The 9203-nt window shown below is 67.6% G+C and carries 9 protein-coding genes; 3 read left to right on the forward strand and 6 right to left on the reverse strand.

What is annotated here, in order from left to right:
• Window positions 1-3: 3 nt before the first annotated feature.
• On the reverse strand, window positions 4-309 hold the full coding sequence (locus G3T14_RS16515; RefSeq protein WP_163643638.1) for a DUF3572 domain-containing protein: 306 nt from the start codon (window positions 307-309) through the stop codon (window positions 4-6).
• Between the two features lie 74 nt (window positions 310-383).
• Here G3T14_RS16515 and G3T14_RS16520 point away from each other — a divergent pair, with 74 nt between their 5' ends.
• Complete coding sequence (locus G3T14_RS16520) at window positions 384-764, forward strand: response regulator (RefSeq protein WP_163643639.1); 381 nt, start codon at window positions 384-386, stop codon at window positions 762-764.
• Between the two features lie 39 nt (window positions 765-803).
• Window positions 804-2177, forward strand: coding sequence for a PleD family two-component system response regulator (locus tag G3T14_RS16525; RefSeq protein ID WP_163643640.1), 1374 nt, complete (start codon window positions 804-806; stop codon window positions 2175-2177).
• A 5-nt stretch (window positions 2178-2182) separates the two neighbouring features.
• Here G3T14_RS16525 and G3T14_RS16530 read toward each other — a convergent pair whose 3' ends face one another.
• From G3T14_RS16530 to G3T14_RS16545, 4 genes are all read right to left on the reverse strand, one after another.
• Window positions 2183-3307, reverse strand: a complete 1125-nt coding sequence (locus G3T14_RS16530; protein ID WP_163643649.1) for an O-antigen ligase family protein — start codon at window positions 3305-3307, stop codon at window positions 2183-2185.
• A gap of 121 nt (window positions 3308-3428) precedes the next feature.
• Window positions 3429-4016, reverse strand: coding sequence for a DUF2059 domain-containing protein (locus G3T14_RS16535; RefSeq protein ID WP_163643641.1), 588 nt, complete (start codon window positions 4014-4016; stop codon window positions 3429-3431).
• Window positions 4017-4072: 56 nt separating this feature from the next.
• Window positions 4073-4783 carry a ribose-5-phosphate isomerase RpiA gene (gene rpiA / locus G3T14_RS16540; RefSeq protein ID WP_163643642.1) on the reverse strand — a complete coding sequence of 237 codons (711 nt, stop codon included), beginning with the start codon at window positions 4781-4783 and terminating at the stop codon, window positions 4073-4075.
• Window positions 4784-4932: 149 nt separating this feature from the next.
• A complete protein-coding gene (locus G3T14_RS16545; RefSeq protein ID WP_163643643.1) occupies window positions 4933-5421 on the reverse strand; it encodes a hypothetical protein in 489 nt (162 codons plus the stop codon).
• Between the two features lie 232 nt (window positions 5422-5653).
• Here G3T14_RS16545 and G3T14_RS16550 point away from each other — a divergent pair, with 232 nt between their 5' ends.
• Entirely contained in the window at window positions 5654-6334 is a 681-nt protein-coding gene (locus tag G3T14_RS16550; RefSeq protein ID WP_163643644.1) for an HAD family hydrolase, read from the forward strand.
• 202 nt (window positions 6335-6536) lie between these two features.
• Here the strand turns inward: G3T14_RS16550 and G3T14_RS16555 are convergent, their stop codons facing one another.
• Window positions 6537-8903, reverse strand: a complete 2367-nt coding sequence (locus G3T14_RS16555) for a calcium-binding protein (protein ID WP_163643645.1) — start codon at window positions 8901-8903, stop codon at window positions 6537-6539.
• Window positions 8904-9203 lie beyond the last annotated feature (300 nt).

The following is a 9203-nucleotide window of genomic DNA, read 5'->3' on the forward strand; positions in this document are numbered from 1 at the left end:
CTCTCACGAAAAACCGTCGTCGAAGTCCGGTGGTCCGAGCCGGCGCCAGGCCGTGGCGATGCGCTCCGGCTTGACGTCGAGCGCCTGGGCGCAGGCGAGGAGCGTGGCCTCGTCGCCCATCACGTAGTCGAGGATGCCGGCGAGGAAGCCGGGATCCCCGGCACTCGCCCGCAGGGTGTCGGGCGTCACACCGGTGGCATTCAGGAAGGGATAGAGACGTTCGTCGTCCGTCGCCATCCAGGCGAGGGCGTCGAGCGCGAGACGCTCGGCGGCGTCATGGCCATCATCCGGTTTGCGTTTCGTCAACATGTATCCGCTAGGTCTGTGGCGAGGGCCATCGATCGATCGACAATGCGCCGTGCGCGCGCCGGGAACAACGGGCCATGAAGAAGACCGTGCTCATCGTCGAGGACAATGAGCTGAACATGAAGCTCTTCAACGACCTGTTGGAAGGTCATGGTTACGCGACGCTGAAGACGGCCAACGGGATCGAGGCGATCGAGCTCGCGCGCATGCACCATCCCGACCTGATCCTGATGGACATCCAGCTTCCGGAGGTGTCCGGCCTCGAAGTCACCAAGTGGCTGAAGGAAGACGACGACCTCAAGAGCATCCCGGTGATCGCCATCACCGCCTTCGCCATGAAGGGCGACGAGGAACGCATCCGCGAGGGCGGCTGCGAAGCCTACCTGTCGAAGCCCATCTCCATCGCCAAGTTCCTGGCCACCGTCCGCCACTATCTCGGCGACAGCCGGCCCGCCTGATCCGCCACGTTCCACCCCAACCTGACCGCACGAGGAACGATGTCGGCCCGTATCCTGATCGTCGATGATCTCTTCCCGAACGTGAAGCTCCTTGAGACCAAGCTCTCGCTGGAGTACTTCGACGTTCTGGCGGCCATGAACGGGCCCGACGCCATCGCGATCTGCGAGAAGGGTCTGTGCGACCTCGTCCTCCTCGACGTGATGATGCCGGGCATGGACGGGTTCGAGGTCTGTCGCCGCCTCAAGAACAGCCCGACCACCGCACATCTGCCGGTGGTGATGGTGACCGCCCTCGACCAGCCGTCCGACCGCCTGCGCGGACTCGATGCCGGCGCCGACGATTTCCTCACCAAGCCCATCGACGACGTCGCGTTGTTCGCCCGTGTGCGCAGCCTCGTGCGCCTCAAGGCGGTCACCGACGAGTTGCGCAGCCGCGCCATGGCCTCGCGCGATTTCGGCATGGGCGACCCGTTCGCGCTCGCCGCCGCCGAGACCGGGCAGAATGCCGCGATCCTCCTCGTCGAAGACCGGCCGAGTTCGGCCGACCGCCTGTCGGCGGCGCTGAGCCAGCATCACACCGTCACCATCGAGGCCGATCCGCATGCCGCCCTGGTGCGGGCGACGGAAGGGACGTTCGACCTCGCCCTGGTCAGCCTCAGTCTCGAGGGCTTCGATGGCCTGCGTCTGTGCAGCCAATTGCGCTCCCTCGACCGGACCCGCGCGATGCCGGTGATGATGATCGCCGACGAGCATGACCGCGCCCGCGTGATCCGCGGCCTCGATTTCGGCGTGCACGACTACCTCATGCGCCCCGTCGACCGGAACGAACTGGTCGCCCGCGTGCGCACTCAGGTGCGCCGCCGCCGCTTCTCCGACACCCTCCGCGGTGCCGTTCAGGCCTCGATGGAACTCGCGATCACCGACGGCCTCACCGGCCTGCACAACCGTCGCTACCTCGACAGCCATCTGGGTGCCCTGTTCGACGAGGCGGCCCTGCGGAATCGCCCGGTGGCGGCGCTGATGCTCGATATCGACCGGTTCAAGACGATCAACGACACCTACGGCCACGAGGCCGGCGACGAGGTGCTGCGCGCCTTCGCCGAGCGCATCCGCACCCATACCCGCGGCATCGACATCGTGGCGCGCTACGGCGGCGAGGAGATCGTCATCATCCTGCCCGACGCCGAGGCCGACGGCGCCTACACCATCGCGGAGCGCATCCGCGAGCGGATCGAGGCGACGCCGTTCTCGATCCAGCGCGACACCCGCACCGTGACCGTCACCGTCTCGATCGGCGTGGCGTGGCGGCGCGCGGAGGATGCCGGTGCCGCCGACATGCTGAAGCGTGCCGATCTCGCCCTCTACCGGGCCAAGAGCAGCGGCCGCAACCGCGTCGAAGCCGCCGCCGCCTGATCCCGTCAGGCCGAGGCGTCGACCTCGCGCAACCAGGCGATCGCCGCACCGAGGCCGGCGACCCACCATCCCTGCCACGCCCCGTGCTCGACGAAGGCCACCGCCGCTGCCGCCGCGACAAGTCCGAGAGCGGTCGTCATCTGTGGCCTCGCCAAGAGCGCGAGACGTTGCAGCATCAGCAGCAGGGCAGCGCCGGCCAAAGCCGCACCGATGAATCCGAGCTCGGCCCAGACCTGCAGGAAGCTGTTATGCGGATGGCCCACCGCCAGTAGCGTGCGGAATTCCGGCTCGATCCGGGCGGCGACGGGCGTCTGCGCGAACTTGGCCGAAATTCCGTAGCCCGCCCCCCGCCAGGGATCGGCGGCCACGGCCGCGCCGAAGCTGCGCGCGATGGCGACGCGGGCGCGCGAACTGCTTTGCACCAGGCGGTCGTGGACCGCCTCGGGCATGAGCCTGTCGAGGAGGTCGCCTTCCACCGGCGCCAGTACGAGCGCCAGCATGAGCCCCGTACCCGCCAGCCCGAGGCCGAAGCGGCGGGGCAGGAGGCGGACGATGGCGGCCATCGCCGCGCCGGCCATGAGCCCCATGGCGGCGGCTCCGCTGATCGACCGAAGGATCGCGACGGCGCCGAGGGCGAGCACCGCCAGTCCTGCGACCCGCTTGCCGCGTTGGTACAGCACCGCGGCGAGGGGCCCCGCCACCAGCAGGATAGTCAGCAAGGGGCGGTTGAAGATGAAATAGGCGACCCGCGCGCCCAGCGCCTTCTGCACCGGAAGGTCGGCGGCGAGATCGACGACGATATAGAGGCAGGCCGCCCCCAGCAGACCCCCGGCGAGCGCCGGTGCCCAGGCCGGCATCCGACCGGGAGCGAGTCTCGCGAGGCAATAGGCGCTGATCAGCGCCGGCAGGAACTCGGCCGCGGTACGCAGGGAGAGCGCCGGAAACGGGCTCCAGACGAACGAGAGCCCACACCATGCCAGAAAGGCGAGGGCTGCGAGCCCGAGCGGTGTTCTCAGCGGAGCCAGGAGGGCGATTCGCGTCGCCCGCGCATCCTCGATCAATCCGGCCGACAGGAACAGCAGGGCGGCGAGTCCGACCACCAGGGGGCTCGACCGGTTCGCCGCCGCCATCGCGAGCGGAACGGCGGCAAGCGCCACCGCGCCGGTGGCGCGCAGGGTGTCGGGTAGGCGCGAGGTCCCGGCCCGGATGACCGCGGCGGCGACGGGCGGCACGGCCGCGGGTGTCCGGCGATTACTGGAGCTGGTGACCGCGCTTGTTCATCTCGGCGCGCACCCGCACCATCAGGTATTCGGAGACTTCCTGGGTCCAGTTCTGCATGGCCTGGACCATGCCGTCGAGGACCTGCGGCTGGGTCTCGACATAGCGCTTGCCGGCGGGCGAGCGGAAGAATGTGGCGATCTCGTTGAGTTCGCTTTCGCTCAGGCGCTGCGCGTAGATGCGCGCGGCGGTGTCGATCATGGTCTGCTTCTGCATCTCCATCTCCGGCGCGAGCGTACCCAGCACCTCGTCGAGGTCCTTGGCCAGCTCGGGCCGCGTGACCGCGTTCTGTCGGATCTGCTCGCTGAAGGCGGGAATGATCGAGTCGAACGAGCGGGCGATGCCGGAGCTGAGCATCACCTCGCGCGCCAGGGCCATGTGATTGGGCGTGAAGGCCGGATTCTGGGCCGCAGGGGTCGGCGCGGCCGGGGTTGCCGCGGGCTTGGCGGCGGCTTTGGGCGCTACGGCCGGCTTCGGCTGTGCCTGCTGCGCGAAGGCGGCGGACGGAGCGGCGACGAGGAGGGCGCCTGAGACGACGAGGGCGAGGGTGCGGCGGGACATGGCGGGCGCTCCGGGCTTTCAGTGCTGTTTCGAATAGGGGGATGGGCGGCGCTGGGTCAGACCCCGCCGAGGCGGGTCACCACGGCCTCGCCGTCGCGGGCCTCGGCGAGGATCGCGCCGGTGGCGATACCGAGGAACAGGCCATGCTCGACCACGCCCGGCACTGCCCACAAGGCGGACGAGAGCGCCTCCGGATCGGGGATCCGGCCGAGATGCGCATCGAGGATGTAATGTCCGCCATCCGTGGTCAGCGGCGCGCCATCCGGGCCGGTCCGCAGGGTCAGGGCGCCGGCGCAACCCGCGGCAGCGATGGCGGCGGCGACCGCGATCCGGGTGGAGGACAGGCCGAACGCATTGACCTCCACCGGCAGCGGGAAGGCTCCCAGCATCGCCACGGACTTGGCGGCATCGGCGATCACCACCATGCGGGTGCTGGCGCAGGCCACGATCTTCTCGCGCAGGAGCGCGGCGCCCCCGCCCTTGATCAGACGCATCTGCCCGTCGATTTCGTCGGCACCATCGATGGTGAGGTCGAGCTGCGGCATCTCTTCGAGGGTCGCCAGGAGAATTCCGGCGCGTGTCGCGGCGATCCGGGTGGCCTCCGAGGTCGGTACGCCGACGATGTCGAGACCGCCGCGGACACGCTCACCGAGCAACTCCACGAAGGCATTGGCGGTGGAACCGGTGCCGATCCCGAGCCGCATGCCGGGTTCGACCAGGGTGAGGGCGACCGCGGCGGCGGCGCGCCGGAGATCCGGCCCGCTCATGCCGCGACTCGGCCGGCAGGGGAGGGTGGGGCAAGGCGCATGGGGAAACTCGGGATGGACACAAGTGGGCGCGATGGGTCGGCTGCCCCTAGCACGCCGTGCCGGCCCGTCCAACGCCGTCGCGTGTCATCCGAGACCGTGCGGACGCTTCATGGGCGAGCGCCCTGCGGTGGCGTGGCGCTCGGGCCGGCCCGACCCGGCGACGGGCCGGTGGCCGCCTCGTCGGCGCCGATGGCGGCGGGGTTCGCCTGCGCGGTGCAGACCACCGCCTCCTTCTGGAGCTGGACGTAGCAGATGCTCATCTCGCCGGTGCGGTAATTGACCCGGAACACGCCTGCCTCGCGGGTGTGGCGGGAGGCGACGAGGCCGTATTCGGAGGCGACCTGCGCGCTCGCGCCCTCACCGGCGCCGTAGCACACGGTGAGCCCAACGCTCCCGACGGCGCCTTCGCGCAGGCCGTACTGGCAGGAGGTGACTTCGCCGGTGACCCTGTCGACGCGATAGACGCGGTTCAGGTCGATCTGCGGGGCCGGCACGAACTCGTAGGAACCCGCCACCGCAGGGCCTGCCAGCGCGGCGCAGAGGCCGCCGGCGCAGAGGGCGGTACGGAAGCCGGAACGCAGTGTCGTCAAACGCATGGTCGCCTCGTTGCGGGATGTCGCGGGGCGGTATCAGCGCCTTGCGGCGCAACCATGACCCGCGAGACCGGCTCTTGCCGGTACCGGGAGGCGCCGCTAGAGCCGTTTCGGTGCGGGAGAGATCGGCTCTCAGTGTCCGAGTGGTCGCATCGTCTTCACCCGAGCCGTGTCCACCCGCCCCGAAAACGCTCTGGCCGGACCGGCCGCGTTCCCTTTCACGTTGCGAGACGCCATGTCGACCCTGCCGCCCATCGCCGTGTTCGACCTCGACGGCACCTTGGCCGAGACGGCCGGCGACCTCGTCGGAACCCTCAACGTCATCCTCGAGCGCGAGGGCCTGAAGGCTCTGCCGCTGGAGGAGGCCCGCGACATGATCGGAGCCGGGGCCAAGGCGCTGATCCAGCGCGGCTTTACCGCGACCGGCGAGCCCTTGAGCCAGGAGCGGCTGGAACGCCTGTTCGCGGAATTCCTCGACCATTACGGTTCGCATCTGTGTGAGCACTCCCACCTGTTCCCCGGCGTGGTGGAGGCCCTCGACACCCTGACGAAACGCGGATTTCTGCTCGCGGTCTGCACCAACAAGGTCGAGAGCCACGCTCTGACCCTGCTCGAACTGCTGGGCGTGTCCGGGCGTTTCGCGGCGATCTGCGGCCGGGACACCTTCCCGCATTTCAAGCCCGACCCGCGCCACATCACGCTGACGATCGAGCGGGCGGGGGGAGACCGGTCCCGTGCCGTGATGGTGGGCGATTCCCGCGCCGACATCGACGCGGCCAAGGCCGCCGGTATCCCGGTGATCGCGGTGCCGTTCGGCTATACCGATCTACCGGTCGAGGCGTTCGGGCCCGACGTGGTGATCACGCATTTCGATGAGCTGGTCGCGGCCGTGGCGATTCTCGTGCCGGCGGCCTGAACGGCACTCGTGGGCGGTGGCGCGCATCAGCCTGACGCGAAGACATCGGCTACGGAGATACAATGTCGGAAGCGTGCAACGCGTTGCACGCTTCCGGTCTTTCCATCTGGTCTGAGCCGCGGGCGTGTGACCTGCTCCGCGCGCCACTCGACATTCCGGATCTGGGAGGATCCGGGGCCGACGGCGCGCGGTGCCACGCGCGTCACATGAAGATCAGCTCGTTGATCTGACCCACCAGGGCACTGTCGTGCGACCAGTTGGATTTGCCGATCAGGTCGCTGGTACGGAAGACGTCGAGGGGAACCGCCCCATGACCCTCGGCGACCAGCGTGCTGTTCTTGAGCAGGCGCATGGTGCCGCTGTCGTCCACGCTGGCTTGCCACTTCGCCATCTCGCCCTCCACGATCGAGTCGGCGGCGGTGATCCGGTGCTTGGTCGAGCCGGTGAGGATCTCGAACACCATGTCGTCGCCGTTTTCGAACTGACCGAGCCAGATGTTGTTGCTCTCCGGACCGTTGCCGGTATCGAAGATGCGCTGGAAGCTGCCGCTGTCGAGATCGTCGAAGCGAGCCTCGGCGAACACCTTGAAGGCGCCGTGGATCTCCGGGATGGCCTTGTGCGCCACGATCTCCAGGCCGCTCACCTTGCCGACGAGTGGGGTATCGCTGGCCCAGTTCGACTTACCGACGAACTCGTTGGCGCGGTCGACGTCCTTCGGGACGACACCCTGCCCCTCGGCCACCGAGACACCGTCCTTGAACAGGCGCATCCAGCCCGCTTCGTTGACGCTGGTCGTCCAGGTGGCTTCCTGGCCCTCGACGATCGCGTTCTTGGCGACGATGGTCCCGGACTTGTCCCCGTTCACGATGGAGAATTGCATGTCGCTGGACGTGCCGACCTGCCCGAGCAAGACATTGTCGGCATTGGGGCCATTGCCGAGGTCGAAGACGCGCTGCCAACCGCCGGCATCGAGATCGTCGAAGCGGGCGTGCACGTTGGCCGTGAAGGCTCCATTGATGTCGGCGGCAAGGTCCGGCTTGAAGCTCAGGTCATAGATGGTGCCGACGAGGTCCGTGTCGGTCGCCCAGTTGGACTTGCCCACGAGTTCGTTCATGCGCGCGACATCCCGCGGCACGGCGCCCTCGCCCTGGGCGACGAGCACGTCGTTTTTGTAGAGGCTCATGCGGCCGTTCGGGTCCACCGCGGCCGTGAAGCGTGCCTCGACCCCCTCGACGATCGCGTCTTTGGCGACGATCCGGTGCGGTGTCCCGCCGGTGAGGATCTCGAACGCCATGTCACGGCCGCTGCCGACCTGACCGAGCCACACATTGTCGCCCCAGGCACCGTTGCCGGTGTCGAAGACGCGCTGGTAGTTGCCGCCGGCGAGGTTGTCGAAACGCACGAGGGCGCTCGCGGAAAACGCGCCGTCGATCTCGGGAATATCGGCTACGAAGGGATCGTCGGAGGTCGCTGTCAGCACCATCTGGAAGGTGTTCTTCGAACCGGCCGCGACGGGACCGAACCGGCCCTGGAGGTGATCGAACAGACCCGTCACGCTGAGTTGGACGTCGCCGATGCTCACGGTCTCGATGCCGATGAGCGTGTCGACGGCGCCGGTGGCGAGATGCTTGATCTTGAACGCGCCGGTGGTGCTGGATGCGTCGTAGACGATGGCATAGTCCGAGCTTTTGCCGGAGAAAGACGCCCGGTCCACGCCCGCGCCGCCGTCGAGGATGTCGCTGCCGGCACCGCCGTCGAGGATGTCGTTCCCCACGCCGCCGATGAGCGTGTCGTTCCCGTCGCCACCTGAGAGCGTGTCGTTGCCGGTGCCGCCGTCGATGCGATCGTTGCCCCGGCCGCCGTCAATGACGTCGTCCCCGCCAAACGCAAAGAAATTGTCGTCCACGCTGCCGAGCCCGATCTTGTCGGCCCGCTCGGTCGCGATCGGCATGCCGATGTCCTGCAGGACGGCGAGGTCGAGCGGCGAAATCCATTCCCGGATTCCCGTGCCGAGATTGGGATCCATCACATTCTCGCCGCCCCAGATATGCGATCGCCCGCCATCGAGGCCGATGGGTCCACCGGCGACCTCCCTGACATTGGGGCCATCGAAGATGTTGTTGCCCCGCTGGTCGGTTTGCCAGGATAGGCCGACAAACCCGATGGCATGACCGATTTCGTGCACGAACAGCGAGAAGGCATCCGTTTTGTCGCCGGGAACGGAATGCTCCGCCTTCGGATCGTAGAAGAGCTTCTCCCAGGTTTCGACACCGATCGTGACGCCGCCTTCCGCAATGTCGCCGTTGATGTCGCGGCCGTCACGCGCCTTGGTGATGGCCGTCTTCTCCCACCACGCGCCGTTGAAGGTATAAATCGGACCGCCATTGGCGTGATAGCCCGGTCCTCCGACGTTGCCGATCCCGACCTCGATCACAATGTCCTGGTTGCCCTGGAGGTGCTTGGCCCAGGTGTTCGCTGCCGCCTGGGCGGTGCTGAGAAACAGATCAGCCTTGTCTCCCGCTGTCGACTGCGACCCGTCGCCTCTCCACTTCACTGTGATTGTCGTCATTTATAATTCCTCTTGCCTAGTGCTAGAGTGCGTAGCACAGGCATGAATTAACGGCCAGAGATGCTGTTGAAGTTTCGGCGATCGATAAGATTGCGTGTGTCTCGTTAGATTGGAGAAGAATTTTCCCGCACGTACCGGTTGACGAGGCCTCCGAGCGCAAGAATCGCCATGACGGCAATCGGCGCAGTCACTCTATTGTCGGCGTAGTCCCCCGGTGACGGCCGCGTCGGGGTGCTCCGTGGCGCTAGAGCGTTTTCGGTTTAATCTGGTTCATATCCTGCGGCGGCGAAGAAGTTGGCG

This window comes from Methylobacterium sp. BTF04 (genome assembly GCF_010692745.1).
Classification (GTDB): domain Bacteria; phylum Pseudomonadota; class Alphaproteobacteria; order Rhizobiales; family Beijerinckiaceae; genus Methylobacterium.

Excerpts from the sequence above, each read along its gene's own strand:
- G3T14_RS16515 (WP_163643638.1), bottom strand. The coding sequence starts at position 309 with ATGTTGACGAAACGCAAACCGGATGATGGCCATGACGCCGCCGAGCGT.
- G3T14_RS16520 (WP_163643639.1), top strand. The coding sequence starts at position 384 with ATGAAGAAGACCGTGCTCATCGTCGAGGACAATGAGCTGAACATGAAG.
- G3T14_RS16525 (WP_163643640.1), top strand. The coding sequence starts at position 804 with ATGTCGGCCCGTATCCTGATCGTCGATGATCTCTTCCCGAACGTGAAG.
- G3T14_RS16530 (WP_163643649.1), bottom strand. The coding sequence starts at position 3,307 with ATGGCGGCGGCGAACCGGTCGAGCCCCCTGGTGGTCGGACTCGCCGCC.
- G3T14_RS16535 (WP_163643641.1), bottom strand. The coding sequence starts at position 4,016 with ATGTCCCGCCGCACCCTCGCCCTCGTCGTCTCAGGCGCCCTCCTCGTC.
- rpiA (WP_163643642.1), bottom strand. The coding sequence starts at position 4,783 with ATGAGCGGGCCGGATCTCCGGCGCGCCGCCGCCGCGGTCGCCCTCACC.
- G3T14_RS16545 (WP_163643643.1), bottom strand. The coding sequence starts at position 5,421 with ATGCGTTTGACGACACTGCGTTCCGGCTTCCGTACCGCCCTCTGCGCC.
- G3T14_RS16550 (WP_163643644.1), top strand. The coding sequence starts at position 5,654 with ATGTCGACCCTGCCGCCCATCGCCGTGTTCGACCTCGACGGCACCTTG.
- G3T14_RS16555 (WP_163643645.1), bottom strand. The coding sequence starts at position 8,903 with ATGACGACAATCACAGTGAAGTGGAGAGGCGACGGGTCGCAGTCGACA.